This is a genomic window from Polynucleobacter sp. AP-Kaivos-20-H2, from assembly GCF_018882215.1.
Classification (GTDB): Bacteria; Pseudomonadota; Gammaproteobacteria; order Burkholderiales; family Burkholderiaceae; genus Polynucleobacter.
This window is the reverse complement of the sequence record NZ_JACVOX010000002.1, coordinates 74757-93815: the sequence shown is the minus strand read 5'-3', so window position 1 is coordinate 93815 and position 19059 is coordinate 74757. Positions and strand designations below refer to the sequence as shown.

18 protein-coding genes are annotated in these 19059 nt (G+C 45.0%); 13 read left to right on the top strand and 5 right to left on the bottom strand.

Annotated features, from left to right (window positions below):
* Window positions 1-39: 39 nt before the first annotated feature.
* From ICE89_RS04925 to ICE89_RS04870, 12 genes are all read left to right on the top strand, one after another.
* The gene (locus ICE89_RS04925) at window positions 40-1167 is read left to right on the top strand and encodes a methyltransferase (RefSeq protein WP_216265083.1); all 1128 of its coding nucleotides are present in this window, start codon (window positions 40-42) and stop codon (window positions 1165-1167) included.
* A 154-nt stretch (window positions 1168-1321) separates the two neighbouring features.
* Window positions 1322-2269 (top strand): chlorophyll synthesis pathway protein BchC, encoded by a 948-nt coding sequence (bchC, locus tag ICE89_RS04920; protein WP_215298551.1) that lies wholly within the window; start codon window positions 1322-1324, stop codon window positions 2267-2269.
* Window positions 2266-3273 carry a chlorophyllide a reductase iron protein subunit X gene (locus tag ICE89_RS04915; RefSeq protein WP_088524707.1) on the top strand — a complete coding sequence of 336 codons (1008 nt, stop codon included), beginning with the start codon at window positions 2266-2268 and terminating at the stop codon, window positions 3271-3273. The genes bchC and ICE89_RS04915 overlap by 4 nt, the downstream gene beginning before the upstream one ends.
* Before the next feature lie 24 nt (window positions 3274-3297).
* Window positions 3298-4836 (top strand): chlorophyllide a reductase subunit Y, encoded by a 1539-nt coding sequence (gene bchY, locus ICE89_RS04910; RefSeq protein ID WP_255558709.1) that lies wholly within the window; start codon window positions 3298-3300, stop codon window positions 4834-4836.
* The gene (bchZ, locus tag ICE89_RS04905; protein WP_215298549.1) at window positions 4836-6293 is read left to right on the top strand and encodes a chlorophyllide a reductase subunit Z; all 1458 of its coding nucleotides are present in this window, start codon (window positions 4836-4838) and stop codon (window positions 6291-6293) included. Before bchY ends, bchZ begins: the two co-directional genes overlap by 1 nt.
* 142 nt (window positions 6294-6435) lie before the next feature.
* Window positions 6436-6588, top strand: coding sequence for a light-harvesting antenna LH1, beta subunit (gene pufB, locus ICE89_RS04900; RefSeq protein ID WP_112294336.1), 153 nt, complete (start codon window positions 6436-6438; stop codon window positions 6586-6588).
* A 261-nt stretch (window positions 6589-6849) separates the two neighbouring features.
* Complete coding sequence (gene pufA / locus ICE89_RS04895) at window positions 6850-7056, top strand: light-harvesting antenna LH1, alpha subunit (protein ID WP_215298547.1); 207 nt, start codon at window positions 6850-6852, stop codon at window positions 7054-7056.
* Window positions 7057-7146: 90 nt separating this feature from the next.
* Window positions 7147-7965: a photosynthetic reaction center subunit L gene (gene pufL / locus ICE89_RS04890; protein ID WP_255558707.1), complete on the top strand. Its 819-nt coding sequence runs from the start codon at window positions 7147-7149 to the stop codon at window positions 7963-7965.
* Window positions 7966-7983: 18 nt separating this feature from the next.
* Complete coding sequence (gene pufM, locus ICE89_RS04885) at window positions 7984-9006, top strand: photosynthetic reaction center subunit M (RefSeq protein WP_216861959.1); 1023 nt, start codon at window positions 7984-7986, stop codon at window positions 9004-9006.
* On the top strand, window positions 9003-10070 hold the full coding sequence (gene pufC, locus ICE89_RS04880; protein WP_216265081.1) for a photosynthetic reaction center cytochrome PufC: 1068 nt from the start codon (window positions 9003-9005) through the stop codon (window positions 10068-10070). The genes pufM and pufC overlap by 4 nt, the downstream gene beginning before the upstream one ends.
* Before the next feature lie 78 nt (window positions 10071-10148).
* Window positions 10149-11666, top strand: a complete 1518-nt coding sequence (locus ICE89_RS04875; RefSeq protein WP_216265080.1) for a phytoene desaturase — start codon at window positions 10149-10151, stop codon at window positions 11664-11666.
* The gene (locus ICE89_RS04870) at window positions 11663-12697 is read left to right on the top strand and encodes a phytoene/squalene synthase family protein (RefSeq protein WP_216265079.1); all 1035 of its coding nucleotides are present in this window, start codon (window positions 11663-11665) and stop codon (window positions 12695-12697) included. The genes ICE89_RS04875 and ICE89_RS04870 overlap by 4 nt, the downstream gene beginning before the upstream one ends.
* Window positions 12698-12710: 13 nt before the next feature.
* On the opposite strand, the gene ICE89_RS04865 is transcribed toward ICE89_RS04870, so the two are convergent.
* From ICE89_RS04865 to ICE89_RS04845, 5 genes are all read right to left on the bottom strand, one after another.
* Entirely contained in the window at window positions 12711-13496 is a 786-nt protein-coding gene (locus tag ICE89_RS04865) for a carotenoid 1,2-hydratase (protein WP_255558706.1), read from the bottom strand.
* An 86-nt stretch (window positions 13497-13582) separates the two neighbouring features.
* On the bottom strand, window positions 13583-15148 hold the full coding sequence (gene crtD / locus ICE89_RS04860; protein WP_255558705.1) for a 1-hydroxycarotenoid 3,4-desaturase CrtD: 1566 nt from the start codon (window positions 15146-15148) through the stop codon (window positions 13583-13585).
* Window positions 15141-15827, bottom strand: coding sequence for a spheroidene monooxygenase (locus tag ICE89_RS04855; protein WP_216263615.1), 687 nt, complete (start codon window positions 15825-15827; stop codon window positions 15141-15143). Before ICE89_RS04855 ends, crtD begins: the two co-directional genes overlap by 8 nt.
* A gap of 10 nt (window positions 15828-15837) precedes the next feature.
* On the bottom strand, window positions 15838-17253 hold the full coding sequence (ppsR, locus tag ICE89_RS04850) for a transcriptional regulator PpsR (RefSeq protein WP_216265077.1): 1416 nt from the start codon (window positions 17251-17253) through the stop codon (window positions 15838-15840).
* A 1-nt stretch (window position 17254) separates the two neighbouring features.
* Entirely contained in the window at window positions 17255-18094 is an 840-nt protein-coding gene (locus ICE89_RS04845) for a B12-binding domain-containing protein (protein ID WP_216265076.1), read from the bottom strand.
* A 290-nt stretch (window positions 18095-18384) separates the two neighbouring features.
* Between ICE89_RS04845 and bchF the strand changes: the two genes are divergently transcribed.
* Window positions 18385-19059 (top strand): 2-vinyl bacteriochlorophyllide hydratase, encoded by a 675-nt coding sequence (gene bchF, locus ICE89_RS04840; protein ID WP_255558704.1) that lies wholly within the window; start codon window positions 18385-18387, stop codon window positions 19057-19059.

The window sequence follows — 19059 nt, the reverse complement described above, 5'->3', positions numbered from 1 at the left end:
GCTTAAACCTGTTTTTATATAATTTATAAATTGCCATTCATGGAATTTTTTCTCGATTGGCGAAATCGTCTAATTGCCTCGCCAAACTTTCAGCGCTGGGCTACACGTTTTCCTCTCACTCGCTGGATAGTCAAAAGGCAAGCCTCCGATATCTTTGATTTGATGGCGGGCTTTGTCTATACCCAAGTCCTACTTGCTTGCACCCAACTAAATCTTTTTGATATTTTGGCAAATGGCGCTTTGAGTTTTGGGGATCTTCAAAAACAAGTCCCCCTAAAACCAGCCGGCCTGAGGCGTTTACTAGATGCAGCAGTTGCCATCCAGTTACTAGTCAAGCGTAGCGGGGATCGCTATGCCCTCAGCATGAAAAGTGCACCATTAGTTGGCAATATTGCTATTCTGGATATGGTTAAGCATCATGCCGATTTTTATCGAGACTTATCTGACCCAATTTCCTTGTTGCAGGGGGATAAAAGTTCTGTCGCTCTCAATGAGTACTGGTCCTACATCACGCCTGAGCAGGGCGCCGCACCAGAAAACTTATCAGCTGAAACAGTTGCTGACTACTCTAGATTAATGGCACACACCCAATCACTGGTAACGGATGAGATTATCGATGCCTATCCAATGGGTAGGCATCACATGGTTTTGGATATCGGTGGTGGCCAAGGGGCTTTTATTAAAAGATTGGCTAACCGCTATCCCCACCTTACTTTTAAATTATTTGATATTCCTGGCGTGGCAGAGCTGTCTAATGCGCACTTTAAAGAAATCGGTTTATCCGATAGAGCGCAGGCCGTAGGCGGAAACTTTTTTCAAGACCCCCTTCCTAAAGACTGTGATTTGGCAACTCTAGTTCGAGTGATTTTTGATCATGATGACGTTCGAGTAAAGCAGTTGCTTGCCAATGTATTTGACGCCCTCACTCCGGGCGGGACTTTGCTGCTTGCAGAGCCCATGGCCGAGACCAAGGGGTTTGAGGCGATGGGGCATGCCTACTTCGGCTTTTATCTTCTGGCGATGGGGAGGGGGAGGCCGAGAACTGAAGCGGAAATTAGTGGTTTATTACGTCAAGCAGGCTTTACGGGTATCAAACTTTTAAATTCTTATATGCCGTTGAATGCACAAATATTGCAGTGCAATAAACCGAGCACTTCTGCCTCATAAAAGCGCTTTAAAGCCATTTCCAGACTATTTTTTCAAATTAATCTGGTTTATAGAGAAAACCCCTAGATGACAATTGGGCAAATACAGGTTAAAAACAAAGTGTAAATATTTTTATACACTTTTAATCCAAAAAAACAAGAAGCCTTAGCGAGAAATGACCAATCAATATCAAACAAGAGCGATCGTTCTGGAAAGACCAGAAAGTGTCACTCTTACCGATCTTGAATTAACCCCTATGACCACCATAGACGTCTTAGTGGATATGGAGTGGAGCGGAATCAGTACGGGTACAGAAAAATTACTATGGACTGGAAAAATGCCTAATTTTCCAGGTATGGGCTATCCATTGGTCCCGGGTTATGAGTCTGTTGGCAGGGTAGTGGAAGCAGGTACAGATTCCAGCTTGAAAGTAGGGCAAAGAGTATTCGTTCCTGGAGCAAAGTGCTACGGAGAAATTAAGGGCTTATTCGGTGGCGCAGCGTCGCGGGTGGTTGTGGACAGTCAGCGCGTAATTGCAATTGACGACAACTTGGGTGAAGAGGCGATTCTGTTTGCGCTGGCAGCTACTGGCTACCACGTGACTTCTGGTCCTGGACAAGAGCAACCTGATTTGATTATTGGTCATGGCGTATTAGGTCGCTTGATTGCGCGGATTGCAGTTGCCAAGGGTAAGCGACCGGTAGTGTGGGAGACCAATGCAGGGCGTCGTGAAGGTGCCGTAGGTTACGACGCAATAGATCCCAAAGATGACCAAGTTAAAAAATATAAAACGATTGTGGATGTCAGTGGCGATTCCCGCTTAGTTGATACGCTAATCAGCTGTCTTGCACCCGGCGGTGAAATAGTGCTTGCTGGTTTTTATGACACGATTTCTTTTTCATTCCCCCAAGCTTTTATGCGTGAAGCCCGCATTCGTATCGCGGCGCAGTGGGCTCCTGGGGATTTAGTTGCAATCAAAGATTTAGTCGAGTCAGGAAAATTAAAGTTAGACGGCTTGATCACGCACCGCTCATCACCTAAAGATGCAAACGAGGCCTATCACACGGCTTTTAACAATATCGATTGTTTAAAAATGGTTCTAGATTGGAGAAATCTGCAATGAGTTCATCAAGCATCCCGGCAACAGCAACAATTCAGTTTATGGACTTAAAAAAAGAGGCTGCTATTGAGCCAGATCCAGTGTCCACTGGTCCAGTAACTAAAGAAACTCAAATCATTGCTATTTATGGCAAAGGCGGTATTGGTAAAAGTTTTACCCTTGCCAATCTGTCATACATGATGGCCCAACAAGGCAAGAAAGTGTTATTGATTGGATGCGATCCAAAAAGTGATACGACTTCACTCCTGTTCGGCGGCAAAGCTTGCCCAACCATTATTGAAACTTCTTCTAAGAAAAAATTAGCTGGCGAATCAGTATCGATTGGTGATGTGTGCTTTATTCGTGATGGTGTGTTTGCGATGGAGCTCGGTGGCCCAGAAGTAGGGCGTGGCTGCGGTGGTCGCGGCATTATTCATGGCTTTGAAACATTAGAAAAATTAGGCTTTCATGATTGGGGCTTTGATTATGTATTGCTCGACTTCTTGGGAGACGTGGTTTGTGGCGGATTTGGCTTACCAATCGCTCGAGATATGTGCCAAAAAGTAATCGTAGTTGCTAGTAACGATTTGCAATCTCTTTACGTTGCGAATAATGTTTGCTCAGCAGTGGAGTACTTCCGCAAATTAGGCGGTAACGTTGGTGTAGCAGGCATGGTGATCAATAAAGATGACCTAACTGGTGAGGCCCAGGCTTTCGCTGAAAAGGCCGGTATTCCTGTGTTGGCTGCCATTCCTGCAAATGAAGATATTCGTCGTAAGAGTGCTAGCTATGAAATTATTGGTCAGCCTGGTACGCAGTGGGCGCCGCTATTTGAGGAGCTGGCTACGAATGTTTCAGAAGCTCCCCCAGTGCGTCCTAAGCCACTCAGTCAAGATGAGTTATTAGGCTTGTTCTCTTCAGAAGTAACTGGTCGCGATATCGTTTTGAAACCCGCCACTGTGAAAGACATGATGGGTAAAGACGAAGTCATTAAGAAAACACTCGAAGTTATCTACGATCAAGCCTAAAGAGATAGAGAGCTATACGCTGCTATGAATAAAACCATTATTCCCATTACCCCAGAGGAAAAGTTAAAGACTGATCCTACTTTAGGAGATGGCTTAGGTTGTCACTCCGGTGAAGCAGAGATGCTAGCTGCTGCTAAGGCAGCCGGCAAGTCAGAAACATTGCAACAGTATGCGAAAGATTATCCAAAGGGTCCGCACGATCAACCGCAAAGTATGTGCCCTGCATTTGGAGCGCTGCGAGTAGGCTTACGCATGCGCAGAACTGCTACGATTCTTTCTGGTTCTGCATGCTGCGTTTATGGGTTAACTTTTACCTCACATTTTTATGGTGCACGCCGTAGTGTTGGTTATGTACCATTTAATTCAGAGACATTGGTCACCGGTAAGTTATTTGAAGACATTCGTGATTCCGTCTATCAAGAAGCTGATCCAGAAAAATATGACGCTATTGTCATTATTAACTTATGTGTACCAACAGCTAGTGGCGTGCCGCTTCAGTTACTGCCAAAAGAAATTAATGGTGTACGCATCATCGGTATTGACGTGCCAGGATTCGGTGTGCCAACTCATGCTGAAGCTAAAGATGTATTGGCAGGCGCCATGCTTAATTACGCTCGCAATGAAGCCATGTCCGGTCCAGTCCAGGCACCACGCGCTGGTCGCTCGAGCAAGCCAACGATTACTTTATTAGGTGAAATTTTCCCAGCCGATCCCGTTGGCATTGGCATGATGATTGAGCCGATGGGTTTAGAGGTAGGTGCTTCGGTACCCACTCGTGAATGGCGTGAAATGTATCAAGCACTTGATTGTGTAACGGTTGCCGCATTGCATCCTTTTTATACTTCTTGTATCCGTGAATTTGAAGCAGCAGGGCGCTCTATTGTGGGCTCTGCCCCGGTAGGTTACGAAGGCACTGCTCGATGGTTAGAGGCTATTGGCAAATCGACAAACACCCCGCAAGATTTAATTGCAGCTGCGCAAAACCGTATCCTCCCAGCAATTAAGGGCGTGCTTGCTGCTGCCCCAATTAAAGGACGCATTACCTTAAGTGGTTATGAGGGTTCAGAGCTCATCGTGGCACGTTTGCTGATTGAGAGTGGTGCTGATGTACGCTATGTAGGTTCTGCTTGCCCACGCACCCCATGGAGCGATGAAGATCGTGAATGGTTGGAAGCAAAAGGCGTTCACGTTCAGTTCCGCGCTTCTTTGGAACAAGATTTAGCCGCCATGAAAGAGTTCAAGCCAGACTTAGCGATTGGAACTACTCCAGTAGTTCAAGCAGCTAAGCAAGCTTCAATCCCTTCGCTCTACTTTACCAATTTGATTTCAGCAAGACCCTTGATGGGGCCTGCAGGCGCTGGCTCACTGGCGCAAGTGATCAATGCTGCGATTGGTAATCAAGCGCGCTTTGATGAGATGAAGGCGTTCTTTGGCGATGTTGGATCTGGCTATAAATCAGGCGTTTGGGAGAATATTCCACAAGATCACCCAGAGTTCAAGGCCGAGGTTCGCCGCAAGCTAGAGAAGAAATTGAAGAAGCGCAAAGCTGAGGAGATGATGTAATGTTTGTCATCGATCACGATCGTGCTGGTGGATATTGGGGGGCGGTCTATGTATTTACTGCAATCAAAGGATTGCAAGTAGTTATTGACGGTCCTGTCGGCTGTGAAAACTTACCAGTAACTTCAGTCCTGCACTATACCGATGCGCTACCTCCACATGAGTTGCCGATTGTAGTTACCGGTCTAGAGGAAGAGCAGTTAGGTCGTGAAGGTACTGAGGGCGCAATGAAGCGTGCCCACGCCACTTTGGACCCCGATCTCCCGGCTGTGGTCGTAACCGGCTCTATTGCAGAAATGATTGGTGGCGGTGTTACTCCAGAGGGTATGAATATTGCCCGCTTCTTACCAAGAACAATTGATGAAGATCAATGGCAATGTGCTAACCGTGCCATGTATTGGTTGTGGAGTGAATACGGCACTCGCAAGATTCCAGAACGTAAACCAAGGGCCGAAGGCGAAAAGCCCCGTGTCAATATTATTGGCCCATGCTATGGCACCTTCAATATGCCTAGCGACTTAGCAGAAATTCGCCGTTTAGCTGAAGGCATTGGTGCTGAAATTAATATGGTCTTCCCATTAGGATCTCACTTGGCTGAAGTGGAGAACTTAGTGAATGCAGATGTGAATATCTGTATGTATCGCGAATTTGGACGCATGCTTTGTGAAGCTTTAGAGCGCCCTTACTTGCAAGCACCACTGGGTTTACATAGTACTACTCAATTCTTACGAAAACTCGGTGAGTTGCTTGGTTTAGATCCAGAGCCATTTATTGAGCGTGAAAAACACACCACCATTAAGCCAATCTGGGACTTATGGCGTTCAGTGACCCAAGATTTTTTCAGTACAGCCAGTTATGCAGTGGTTGCTAATGAAACTTATACCCGAGGTATTCGTCATTTCTTATCAGATGAGATGGGTCTGCCTTGTAGCTTTGCGGTTCCCAGAAAGCCTGGAGAGAAAACAAATAATCAAGAAGTCCGCAAGCTCACCAAAGAGAAGCCACCGCTTGTGATGTTTGGCAGCTACAACGAAAGAATGTACCTGGCTGAAACTGGTAGTAAAGCTTCTTATATCCCTTCATCATTTCCTGGTGCGATCATTCGCCGCCATACCGGTACTCCATTTATGGGTTACGCCGGTGCAACATACATCATTCAAGAATTTTGTAACGGATTGTTTGATGCACTCTTTTATATCTTGCCATTAGGTACAGATATGGACAAAGTTGATGCATCACTAACCCGCACCTATCGCTCAAACGCTTTACCTTGGGATCAGGACGCCCAGAAATTAGTTGCAGACTTCATTAAAACCAGGCCAGTACTAATTCAGATCTCTGCTGCCAAAGAGATGCGAGACCGCGTAGAGCAAGATGCAGAGAAGGCTGGTGAAGAAAGAATTACGGCTGCCAGAGTGAAGTCTTCTTGCAAAGAAATAACTGAGGAGGTCGAGGCGTGATTTCTTCCTTAACAAAAGTCAATTACAACAAATCAATCGATTTGTTGAAAACAGAATGTGGCATGCCGTACGCTACAGCCCATGTCGCGCGGGTCAAGCGCGGTAACGGCCGCAAGGCTATTTTTGAAGGAGGTAATTGGTTATGAGCGATCACAGAACAGGTTCAATATCTGGCCTTACTGATGACGAAGCCAAGGAGTTTCACCAGTTGTATATCCAAGGTTTAGTTGGTTTTACTTCTATAGCTGTCGTAGCCCATATTTTAGTTTGGGCATGGCGTCCTTGGTTCCATTGAAAACGGAATAAATCTTAGGGGAATGATATGAAAATGGATCACGTTATCAGCAGAGAAAAAAATATGATTAGAGTGGACTCAATCACTTTTAATCTTATTTTTATTTTATGTTTCATAGTGTGTTTTGTTATTTCTTTATTCACCCAGATTTTGCCAACGAAGTGGAGTTCTTGGCTTCCTGGAGCTGAAGAAAAATCGCTTATCGATGGCACGAGATCGGCAGTTTATGGTTTTATGTCTTATTTAAATTAGGAGAAGATTATGTGGAGAATTTGGAAACTTTATGATCCGTTGCGATCAATGGTTGTTCAAGGTATTTTTCTGTTTGGTCTTGCAGCAATGATTCACTTGATTTTGCTGAGCAGTGTTCGCTACAACTGGCTAGATGGTCTAAGTCAAGCCCAGTTCAAGGCGATGGAAGCAAAAGAGAATTCTGCAATGCCACCATCAGTACCAGCAGCAAAGTAATTTGTAAAAAAAATGGTGAATAGGGTTAGGCTAAACAGCTTTTTAGCTCAACCCTATTTATCCATTCATTGGAGAATATAAAAAATGGCCATGCTAAGTTTTGAGAGAAAGTACCGAGTTCGTGGAGGTACCTTAGTGGGAGGGGACTTATTCGATTTTTGGGTAGGGCCGTTTTATGTTGGATTTTTTGGCGTCACCACTTTTTTCTTTGCCTTTTTAGGCACCGCACTCATTTTATGGGGTGCCTCACAGGGACCTACCTGGAACCCTTGGCAAATTAATATTGCCCCACCGGATATCAGTTATGGATTGGGTTTTGCCCCCCTGCTAAAAGGAGGCCTTTGGCAGCTGATTACAGTATGTGCCCTAGGCGCATTCCTTTCATGGGCTTTACGTGAAATTGAAATTTGTCGAAAACTCGGCATGGGTCTTCATGTTCCCTTTGCCTACTTAATGGCGGTATTTGCTTACTTCACTTTGGTAATCATCAGGCCCGTGCTGATGGGTGCATGGGGTCATGGTTTTCCATACGGCATCTTGAGTCACTTAGATTGGGTTTCCAATACGGGCTATCAGTACTTACATTTCCACTACAACCCAGCGCATATGATCGCTGTGTCCTTATTTTTTGCTACTACCTTTGCTTTGGTATTACATGGCGGCCTAGTCTTGTCCTCCACCAATCCACAGAAAGGGCAGTTTGTTAAAACGCCTGAGCATGAAGATACTTTCTTTAGAGATGCAATCGGTTATTCAATCGGAACTCTAGGTATTCATCGTCTTGGATTATTTTTAGCTTTAGCAGCAGTTTTCTGGAGCGCTGTTTGTATTGTGATTAGCGGTCCATTCTGGACTCGTGGTTGGCCTGAATGGTGGGGCTGGTGGTTAAACCTGCCGATCTGGCGATAAGAGGGGAATATATAAATTATGGAATATCAAAACCTATTTACTCAAGTTCAAGTAGTTGCTCCGCCACATCATGGGGTTCATATAGATCCTCGTGATGAAAGAGAGCGTTTTGGCGAGCCCGTCTTAATACATTTATTTGGTCGTTTGGGTAATGCTCAGCTTGGACCAATTTATCTTGGCGGCTTAGGCATCGCTTCATTATTTTTTGGAATTATTGCAATCCAGATTATGGGTTGGAATATGTTGGCCTCGGTTAATTGGAACCCCATTGAATTTGTGCGCCAATTATTTTGGCTATCTTTAGATCCACCTTTACCTAAGCATGGCCTGTCTTTATTTATGCCGCTCAATGAGGGTGGCTGGTGGATGATGGCAGGCTTCTTCTTGACCGTCTCGATTCTTTTGTGGTGGGCAAGAATGTATCGCCGCGCTGTTGCCTTGGGTATGGGTACGCATATCGCCTGGGGCTTCTTAGCGGCGATCTGGTTATATCTAGTATTAGGATTTATACGTCCCATCATGATGGGTAGCTGGAGTGAAGCTGTGCCATTTGGCATCTTTTCGCACCTAGATTGGACTGCTGCTTTTTCACTACGTTATGGAAATTTATTCTATAACCCATTCCACATGCTCTCGATTGTCTTCCTATATGGTTCAGCACTCTTGTTTGCCATGCATGGTGCAACGATTTTGGCAGTCAGTCGCTTTGGTGGCGAACGTGAGATTGAGCAAATCGTCGATCGCGGTACTGCTTCAGAGAGAGCAGCTTTATTCTGGAGATGGACTATGGGCTTTAATGCCACGATGGAATCCATTCACCGTTGGGCTTGGTGGTTTGCAGTACTAACACCTTTAGTTGGTGGTATTGGTATTTTGCTCACCGGTACCGTAGTGGATAACTGGTATTTATGGGCAGTCAAACATAATGTTGCACCTTCTTATCCCTATGTATTTGGTACCCCAATAGCCGATCCTGGCACATCTGGATTTGTAATGCCTCCTCCCCCTGCTGCACCTGTTATCACAGGAGTAAAGCCATGAAGCAATTTAGAAAATTTCTGATATTGCCGGCTCTGCTGGCAAGTGTGATGCTGCTGTCTGGCTGCGAGAGACCGCCAATAGAAGCTGTCCAGCATGGTTACCGTGGAACTGCCATGGACTTGATTTATAACCCGCGCATATTGGCTGAGCAAGCTGCGAAAAATACTGTGCCTGTCTCTTATGGGGCTGCACCGGCTGAGGGACCAAAGGCAGGCGCTGTCTATAAAAATGTCAAGGTTCTCAATAATTTGAGCGTTGCTCAATTTGGTTCATTTATGGTTTCGATGACAAGTTGGGTTGCACCAGAGCAAGGCTGTACTTATTGCCATAATCCTGCCAACTTTGCAGATGATTCACTCTATACCAAACAAGTTGCCCGCAATATGATTTTGATGACCCAACGAGTGAATACTCAATGGCAAGATCACGTTGCTCAGACCGGTGTGACTTGCTATACATGCCATCGTGGCAATAACATTCCGCAAAATGTTTGGTTTAAAGATCCCGTAGAAAAAGTCGGCAATGGTATGTTGGGTAATAAGAATGGTCAAAATACGCCAGTTGATGGCTCTGGCTATTCATCATTGCCAAAGAATACCTACGCAGCCTATTTACTTAATGACGGCAAAATTGAGGTAAATGGCGATACTGCATTACCTACGGGCAATAAGACCAGTATTAATGCAACCGAGAGTACTTATGGATTGATGATGCATTTCTCCAGATCTTTAGGAGTCAACTGCACCTATTGTCATAACACTCGGGCCATAGCATCTTGGGAGCAAAGTCCGCCTCAAAGAGCTAGAGCATGGTATGCGATTCGAATGGCGCAAGATATTAACAATAATTACATGGCTCCCATTACAGGATTATTTCCGCCGCATCGTTTAGGCCCAACGGGTGATGTTGCTAAAGCCAACTGCGCTACATGCCATCAGGGTGCTTACAAACCTCTTTACGGTGTATCGATGTTACAAGATTATCCATTCTTAACTGGCCCAGCTAAGCCAGCGTTGAAGGCTAAAGATCCTGCCCCACCGGCAAAATCTGTCGCAATGAAGTAATCTATAGTTTGTATTAACCAATAGCGTCATAGGATCAATATGACGCTATTTTTTTTATAGAAAAGTTGGTTTAAGGAAATGTTTAAAAAAGCTGACTTAAACGAAGAGAATGTATCTACTGCTATCGTTATTGGCAGTGGCTTTGGTGGGTTGGCTGCCGCTATCCGCTTGTCTTGCAAAGGCTACAAGGTTATTGTTCTCGACAAGCTAGATGCTCCAGGGGGCAGGGCTTACGTCCATCATCGCGATGGTTATACCTTTGATGCAGGCCCAACCATTATTACCGCACCATTTCTACTCAATGAGTTGTGGGAGTTGTGTGGCAAGAAGATGTCAGATGATGTTGATCTGCGTCTAATGGATCCTTTCTATCGAATTCGCTTTGATGATGGCACTCATTTTGATTACACGGGCGATCCAGCAAGGATGCGTGCCGAAGTTGCGAAGTTTGCACCAGAAGACTTGCCAGGTTATGAGCGATTTTTAGCAGAAGCAGAAAAATGCTACAAACTTGGATTTCAAGAGTTAAGTTCGACTGCATTTGACTCGATTGGGGATTTAGTTCGTGCAATTCCATCAATGATCAAGATGCGGGCTTGGGAGAGTATCTACAAATTGGTTGCACGTCATTTAAAGAATGACAAGATACGTCAAGTCATGAGTTTTCATCCACTACTAATTGGTGGCAATCCTTTTTCTGTTACCGCAGTCTATGCACTGATCAATTCCTTAGAGCGCCGTCATGGGGTTCATTCTGCGATGGGTGGAACAGGCTCTTTAATTAAGGGTTTTGTAGGCTTGCTAGCTGGTAGGGGGGTGGAGATTCGCCTGAACTCTGAGGTCAAGCGCATTGAAGTAGTGGATGGTAAGGCTCAAGGCGTGACGCTAGCGAATGGTGAATTCATTCCCTCAGATATTGTGGTCTCCAACGCGGATGCTGCCTGGACTTACCAAAAACTCATCGCTCCTGAGTATCGAAAAGTGTGGACTGACGCCAAGGTCAATAAGAGCAAATACTCTATGAGCCTGTTTGTTTGGTACTTTGGTACGGATAAGCAATATCCCGATGTGCCGCACCACATGATCCTATTGGGCAAGCGTTATAAAGAGCTATTGACGGATATCTTTAAGAGACATGTACTGGCGGATGACTTTAGTCTGTATCTTCATAGACCAACTGCCACGGACCCATCCTTGGCGCCTGCTGGAGGTGATGCATTCTATGTATTGGCCCCAGTCCCCAATTTGGAGAGTGGTACGGACTGGGCTACAGAGGCTGAGCCCTATCGTCAAGCAATTGCTAAGTACTTGGATGAAAGTGTTTTACCTGGATTTGAAAAGCACCTTAAAACATCATTCCTCATGACTCCTCAAGACTTTCAGGATCGTCTCTTGTCAGTCAAAGGCGCTGCCTTTGGTTTTGAGCCACTACTACTTCAAAGTGCTTGGTTTAGACCACACAATCGTAGTGAAGATATTCAGGGGCTTTATATGGTTGGTGCCGGCACTCACCCGGGTGCGGGTATCCCCGGTGTTTTATCTTCAGCAAAAGCATTAATGTCTGTAGTAGCCGAACCTAAAAAAGTGACTGCATGAGTCAAAACATTAAAGATCTTCAAGAGTGCGTCGCAACTATGCGAGATGGATCCAAGTCCTTCTTCGCGGCTTCCAGAATTTTGCCTCAGAGAGTGAGGGATCCTGCAACTGCACTTTATGCATTTTGTCGGATTACTGACGATGTTGCGGATGCAGTAGATGCAGAGCCTGATGCAATTCCTAAGTTGCGTGAACGTCTTGATCGAATCTATCAAGGAACGCCAGACAATATTGCTGCTGATCGGGCCTTATCCATTGTCGTCAAAGAATTTGATCTTCCTATTAGCTTACCCCTAGCCTTAATTGAGGGTTATGAGTGGGATACGCAATTTAGAACTTACGATAGCTTGGAAGATCTGCTTGATTATTGTGCGCGAGTTGCGGGGACTGTTGGTGCAATGATGTGCGTCATTATGGATCGTCGGGAGCCTGAGACATTAGCAAGAGCCTGTGAGCTTGGTCTTGCCATGCAATTGACTAATATTGCGCGTGATGTGGGTGAAGATGCGGCTAATGGGCGCATCTATTTGCCCCTAAATTGGCTCAGAGAGGCTGGATTAGATCCTCAAGTTTGGTTAAGTAAGCCTGAGTTTAATGATCAAATTGCGAGCGTGATTGCCCGCCTCTTAAAGCATGCGGATGTTTTGTACTCCCGTGCAGAGAGCGGAATTTCTGATTTACCATGGGATTGCCGTCCAGCGATTCAGGCGGCTCGGTTGATTTATGCCGAGATTGGTCGACAGGTAGAGAAGCTTAATTTAGATTCTGTATCTACAAGGGCTTATGTGCCATCTAAGCGAAAAGTAATGCTGTTGGCGGAAGCCTTTACGGCTATCTCCAAGATATTTTCTAGGCAACTTAAAGTGGATGCTGACAAAGCGATTCAGTATTTAGTGAATGCGGTAGTTGAAGTGCCACATGAGAAACGCTTTGATGGAACGGCCCACGATCGTTTGCTATGGTTCGTAGACCTCATGGAGCGACAAGAGCGCCGTCGCAGCCCTCGCAAGAGTGGTAGGGCTCTTCAGTAGTCATTGGAGCAAGTTACCAGGTCTTACGAGGCATTCTCCAAGGAAGCATGAATTGAGTGCTCGCCAAAGTGAGTTTTGGTACGCTTAAGGTTTCATGAAACGAAAGCACCTTTTCTCCCAATAGTTCGGAATCCAAAACAGAGCGGGTATAAAAAGGAGTGTTTTCTAAAACCTTTTGGACTCTCAGAGTCTCAGAGTTTTGATTGCGCATATGTCCCTGAATTCCCCACATCGTTTTTGGAAGAGCTTGTCTTGGGGGAGGCTCAAAATGATCAATCGTTCCATTAGGGTTGAAAGTCAGTGCCAATAGATTTTCTTGAGCATTCTTTTCTCGAACATCATAGATTACCGAAGTTCTACCGCCACTCATTTCTGCTCGTGACCAATCCCATTCATGAAAAGCTTCGCTGATAGGTTCATCACCTTCATTTGAGTCCAAATAAGCGTTGCCTTCCCATTGCAAGTCGGGAGAATTTAAGTTCACCTTGACTCGTGCCGAAGGAGCAAGAGGGCCCCAGCGATGTTTGCCGGCAGCATCTAGTGGTGTACTAAAGTTAAATAAGGTATTAGGGTAGAGTTCAACAGTACCTGCAATCTTTTGCCCAAAAGGTACTGCACGCTCTTGTATCTTAACAATGAGTTTGTTGCCATCCCAATGCAGACTGCTTGGACCAATCACAAAATCGGTAGAGTTTCGGGAGACTTGTTTTTCTCCTCGCTCAGTCATAGCCCAACGATTTTTTCCTGGGCTGTAGATGGCAACATTCAGGGAGCAATGATTTTCAGGATTAACTGCCATGTTATTTCTTCTGGCCCAGGCATAGTAGGGTGAGAAAACGCTACCAACAAATGCAATCAGTACGATGCCATTCTTACCATCATCACTTAGAGCATCGATGTACCACCAGAGATAAGCGTTCTCCCCGACAGCTTGATCAAACCGAGGTGATCCATCAGGGTTGCGGCCGCCATTCGTCCCGATAGCGCTGCCATTGGCACTCCCGGACCCGGATGTACGCTGCCCCCCGCTAAATAAAGACCCGGAATCGGGCTTTGCGCTGAAGCTCGCCCAAAAGTTTCCATCCAGCCATGATTGGCTTGACCGTAAAGGGCTCCCCCCGTTGCTGGAAAGAGTTGATTGAAAAGAGAGGGCGTTGTGCGTTGACATATTGCGCTATCCAAGTCGATATTAAGACCACATTGTTGAAGAAGACTAAACGTTTCGTGCTCGCATGCTTCAATTTCCTGAGCATTGAATTCTGACTGATCACCTTTTGCTGGGGCATTGACTAGGCACAGCAGTCTTTGTGGTTTTGAGCTGGGTTGATATGCATCACCTTGATCTTGAGCGCATACATAAACCGTTGGCTTTTGGGGAAGGCGTTGTTTCTGGAAAATATCATCAAACTCAGCACGATAATCTTGATTAAAAAATACATTATGTCTGACCAAAGGAAAGCCATCTGCTTTGACATTGATTGACCAGGTCATTGCAGAAAGCGATCTTTTGGCAGCGCTAGGTGGTGTCATTTTTGCATTCAAAGATTGCTTGCTAGCTGGGTTCAGTAAACCCGTTTGAAGCGCAGCCAGATCACCATTAAAAATGACTGCTTGTGCTTGAATGTTTGTGCCGTCAGCCAATCTCACTCCACTAGCACGACCTTGCTCTATTAGGATTTCTTCGCAGGCTTGGCCAGTCATGAATTGGACACCTTTATCTTGCGCTAACTTCTGAAGGGCTTTGACTAGGCTGTACATGCCACCTTCAATTGCCCATACCCCTTGCGCCTCCACATCAGCAATTAACATTAAGGTAGCGGGTGCTTGATAGGGGGATGATCCGCAATACGTTGCGTATCTTCCAAAGAGTTGGCGCAATCTGGGGTCGTGGAAGTAGTCGCCGAGTGATTTCCATAATGTATTAAATAAGCCAATCTCGTACAAGACCTTGGATCCTGATATTCCAAGATCCGTAATCATGCCTCCGAAGCTAGGCTTTTCAGAAAGCATGTAGGGTTTCTCAAGTGCTCGATAGAGTTTGCGGCATTGTTGGGAGAATTGAAGAAAGCGATCTGCTTCCGCCGCAGAAGAAAATTCCTTGATCGCTTCGGCTGACTGATCCACATTAGCAAATAAATCTAGCCGCTCATCTTTGCTCCATGCATGACGGGCCAATATTTCCAGCTTAGTAATCTTTAGTTCAGATTCTAAGGTAGTACCCGCTTTTTGAAAGAGCGCATCAAAAACCCAGCGCATGGTAAAGACCGTTGGACCAGAGTCTATCGGCGCAGGAGAGAGAGGGTCGCTAGAGCAATTTAATTGCCGAATCTTACCGCCTAGTCGATCCTCTTTTTCTATCAGAATGACTTCCACTCCAGAAGACGCCAGATCGAGTGCGCAACTTAAGCCACCAATGCCGCCACCGACAATAACGACTGGCAGTTTAGACAAGGGTGCGACCTTTCCAGCTGCCATCTGCATCAAAAGGGATGTAGCGAGAAAACATGGATTCAGAAAAATAATGGCCACTCAAGGACGCGCGAATTGCATTTTGATGGGCGCCTTGTCGGGCATATTGATCCATCGCCGCCTGAGATTCCCAAATGGTGAAGGTTGCCTGTCGAAAGAAAGGCGCTTCACCAACTCCGGCGGCAATAATGCAACCAGAAGATTGCTCAAGTGAGATTTCTGCTGCGGGTTGCTTGCGCCAAAAGGGAACGCAATATAGGGGCTTAATGGATGCTCTGGTAATCGATACGATTGGACCAGCAGAGGGCGCTTCAGCTGTGATGTGTGGAGCGAAGCCTGACCATTGACCTTTAATGGAATAGGCCTTCAGTTTGACTGAGAAAAAATCCTGAGCATGTGCCCTGTACCAGCGAATTAATCTAGAGGATTGGTAAAACTGCTCTAGGCTGGCTATGTCTTGAAAAACGCAAAAGAGTGCCTGATGGGTTCCGCTGGGATGAATCGAGAAGCCACCATTTTTGCCTGAACCCATATGTTTATAGAATTCCAGTCCTGGAGTCCTCCAGAGCCCTAGGCGGGCAAACATGAGTCTGAGAATACCGCTGATTTTTTTTGATAATTGGATATCAACCAAAACCATTAAGGCAACTTGGCCGTTCATTACGGTCTTTCTAATCAATAGCCTTAATGTCGCTTTCTACTAAGCCATATTTTCGCAGCTTAATATATAGGCTTTGACGTGATAAGCCTAAGATTTCAGAGGCTGAAACGCGGTTGTCATTGCTTAAGTCTAGAGCAGCTTTGATGCAGAGTTCCTCAATCAAGTCAGTTGTCTCGGTAAGGATGTCCTTTAGAGGAACTTTTCCAACCAACATTGATAATTCTTCAGAGCTACGCACCAGTTTTTTATCTATGCGTTTATCTTTATTTTCTCTCGAATCCATTTGTCTAAAAATCATACCTACACAAGCGCGTGGATGAGACACGGATACCGCTGAAATATCGACCAATTTAAAGCTGCTACCATTGTTGCTAATCGAGGAGATGCAGGATTGCGCACTAGCTCTTCCCTTGAGAGATTGCATCATCCGATCAAAATCTGCCGTTTCTGAGCCTAGATAATTTTGTATAGAGGTACCGATTAATTCTTGCTCACCCTTGGCACTACTTAACTTAATAAAAGCTTTATTGGCTTTTAGGATTAGGCCTTCCGGGGTGCAAACGACAAAACCGTAAGCATTATTTTCAATGGCCTTCACGGTTAAAGAGTCTGACTCTAATAAAAGGGCTGGTTGGGCGAGGTCCAGTGGCTTCAGATTCAGTAGTAAGTGGGGTTTCCCGCTATTGGTAAAAGAGCTTGCGCTGATATGAATTTTTTTGCCGCCAATAAAGGAGGTATTTAAGTCTCTAGACTCACCTATTTCGAGCATCTCTTGAAAAAAGCTGGTTACTCTACTGAGTTCATCGGCGGGTAGGAGCGATAGAAACGATCTTCCAATGCAATCATTTTTAGCAACCAGTAGTTGCTTGATAGCATTGTTATTCATCTCGACTATTGGGTAACCATCATCCGCTTGAAGAATAATGATGGATTCAGCGCCCATCTCAAAGATAGAGCGAAAGCGTTCTTCCAGCTGATTTATTTGCAGATAGTTTTGACTAATCTTTTTTTGAGCGACCACTAAATCTTGTTGTAGCTGAGAGATTTCTTCAAGATCCCTGCCAATCACAATAATTTTTTGATTCGACAGAGCCTTGATTGAAGTGCACATTATTGGCAATCCAGTATCTTTATAATTGCTGGAGAGATTAATTTGCCTAAATTTGGAAATAATGTCTCGGTTGGCATCGTCCAGCAAGTGCTGAACTTTTTTTCTGCTATCAGGCTCAACTACGTCCGACCATTTTTTCCCAATGAGGTCATCTGGAATATGCTTGGCTAGACTTTGTTTATGGGAGTAGATGTCTTGTATTGATCCAGAGTCATCCAATACAAAGGAGATGTCAGCGGATGCTTGCGCTAAATGGCTAAGCTCTTCACTGCTTAAGTTCTGATAGAGATTATGTGGTTGCTGTGAGATGGGCATCTTAATTTAGGCGAGTTCTTTGTGATAGCAGGTCAGAAACCCTTTTAATGGCCTCTTCTGCTGTGAGGGCACAAACGTCTGCAGAGCAGCTACTGACTAGCTCGGGTTTGAAGTCGAATAACGGACCACCCACCATCGTCAACACCTCTTTATTTTTTGAGACTCTTTTTAATTCTTTTAATAATGATTCCATTGTATCCCACTGAGCCTCAGTTGAGATAGAAATGGCAACTAAATCACAGGCTTGCAAGCGAACTCGATCCTTTAAATCGTCGCTAGAAATTTCAATTTCCACTGTTGTATTCCAGCCGGCGAGTTTGAAAAACTCACCCAACATTAAGATGCCTAGGGTGTGCTGTGATCCTGGCACATTAACAAGAAGGGCATTTCCCTGGAACTCACTGAAATTACTTTGATTTACGAAAATGGGGCTAAGCTGGTGAATCAGATTCTGAGCACGCCCTAAGGCAAGCGTAACCTCCGTGAAGCTGTTTTCATCGTTCTCCCAAAGCTCTTGCAAGCGCCTAGTGGACGCTGGGATGAGATTCACATAGAGGGAGATAAGAGAATGCCCCGATCTTTGCATCCGCTCTATGAAGGAGAAGCAGTCTTCTACTGGCCCATCTATGAGTGTTTGGCAAAAGTCGACAATTTCTGTCTGTTTCACCTCAATCTCACTAGCTTCTTCTCCATTCTGATCATCGGCAGAAAAAAGTTTATGTCCCATGAGCAAGCGGGGAATGATTTCAGATTCGATGGTTTTATTGAGCCACAGCATCATTTCTGCATTATCTAATTCGCCTAAATTAGATTCGAATGTTTTTTTCAGCGATTCCGACAAAGCCCATCTCCCAAAGATGTAATGAGTAATACAAAGCGAAGGGTGCTGAATGCTCACCGAAAATATGCTGCAGTGCAATAAGTAATCCAGTTTGTGTCAAAAGGGATTACTTTGATCCGGTACCATTTAGCCTCCTTTTTCAGGAACTTGCCATAGGGAAAATACCAGTCTAGGGTTATCCCGAGGACTTTCTTTTCTTAAATACCGTAAACTTTCTGTGACACTTTTGGCTTTAAAAAGTGCGTTACCGATTGTCTTAAAGTTGTTTTGGAAAATACAGCAGACTGTGCATGCAAAAAATATATAAACCTCTTTACACCCCAGAGGAGAGGGTAAGAAGAGACCAGACTAAATGGACCCTGGTTCAGGGAATTTTAGCGCCCGTTCAATTCTTAGTTTTTTTAGTCAGCTTATATTTAGTTGTTCGTTTTTTGTGGACAGGGGAAGGGGAGTCCGCGGCCAATATCTCGGTGGTGGTGAAAACTTTAACGCTCTACACCATCATGATTACTGGATGCATTTGGGAAAAAGTAGTCTTCAATTGCTACTTATTTGCGCCGGCATTCTTCTGGGAAGATGTCTTCAGTATGTTGGTATTGCTTTTGCATACTCTATATCTAGTGGCTTTAGCAACGGGATACTTAGACCAATATCAATTAATGATTTTGGCATTAGCGGCATATGCAACTTATGTGATTAATGCAGGCCAATTTATTTGGAAGTTGCGGATGGCGCGCTTAGATCAAGAAAAGAAGCAGCGCGAGTCTCGGATTGGCGCTGAGGCTATTCGCCTTGAAGCTGCTCAAGCGGCGAGTGTTTATAGCTCTCAAGCCACCTTAACCGGTTTAAGTGCGGAGGAGGCGGAAGAGTTGCATCGCAATCTAGTTCAAGGGACACAATTTTTTGGATTTATAGCAATCATTGCGCATCTCCTCGCCTATATTTATTCCCCTTGGTTAAAGTAA

What these genes read in the sequence shown, in the direction of transcription:
- ICE89_RS04925 (WP_216265083.1), top strand. Translation starts at nt 40, where the DNA reads ATGGAATTTTTTCTCGATTGGCGAAATCGTCTAATTGCCTCGCCAAAC.
- bchC (WP_215298551.1), top strand. Translation starts at nt 1,322, where the DNA reads ATGACCAATCAATATCAAACAAGAGCGATCGTTCTGGAAAGACCAGAA.
- ICE89_RS04915 (WP_088524707.1), top strand. Translation starts at nt 2,266, where the DNA reads ATGAGTTCATCAAGCATCCCGGCAACAGCAACAATTCAGTTTATGGAC.
- bchY (WP_255558709.1), top strand. Translation starts at nt 3,298, where the DNA reads ATGAATAAAACCATTATTCCCATTACCCCAGAGGAAAAGTTAAAGACT.
- bchZ (WP_215298549.1), top strand. Translation starts at nt 4,836, where the DNA reads ATGTTTGTCATCGATCACGATCGTGCTGGTGGATATTGGGGGGCGGTC.
- pufB (WP_112294336.1), top strand. Translation starts at nt 6,436, where the DNA reads ATGAGCGATCACAGAACAGGTTCAATATCTGGCCTTACTGATGACGAA.
- pufA (WP_215298547.1), top strand. Translation starts at nt 6,850, where the DNA reads ATGTGGAGAATTTGGAAACTTTATGATCCGTTGCGATCAATGGTTGTT.
- pufL (WP_255558707.1), top strand. Translation starts at nt 7,147, where the DNA reads ATGCTAAGTTTTGAGAGAAAGTACCGAGTTCGTGGAGGTACCTTAGTG.
- pufM (WP_216861959.1), top strand. Translation starts at nt 7,984, where the DNA reads ATGGAATATCAAAACCTATTTACTCAAGTTCAAGTAGTTGCTCCGCCA.
- pufC (WP_216265081.1), top strand. Translation starts at nt 9,003, where the DNA reads ATGAAGCAATTTAGAAAATTTCTGATATTGCCGGCTCTGCTGGCAAGT.
- ICE89_RS04875 (WP_216265080.1), top strand. Translation starts at nt 10,149, where the DNA reads ATGTTTAAAAAAGCTGACTTAAACGAAGAGAATGTATCTACTGCTATC.
- ICE89_RS04870 (WP_216265079.1), top strand. Translation starts at nt 11,663, where the DNA reads ATGAGTCAAAACATTAAAGATCTTCAAGAGTGCGTCGCAACTATGCGA.
- ICE89_RS04865 (WP_255558706.1), bottom strand. Translation starts at nt 13,496, where the DNA reads ATGGCAGTTAATCCTGAAAATCATTGCTCCCTGAATGTTGCCATCTAC.
- ICE89_RS04855 (WP_216263615.1), bottom strand. Translation starts at nt 15,827, where the DNA reads ATGAACGGCCAAGTTGCCTTAATGGTTTTGGTTGATATCCAATTATCA.
- ppsR (WP_216265077.1), bottom strand. Translation starts at nt 17,253, where the DNA reads ATGCCCATCTCACAGCAACCACATAATCTCTATCAGAACTTAAGCAGT.
- bchF (WP_255558704.1), top strand. Translation starts at nt 18,385, where the DNA reads ATGCAAAAAATATATAAACCTCTTTACACCCCAGAGGAGAGGGTAAGA.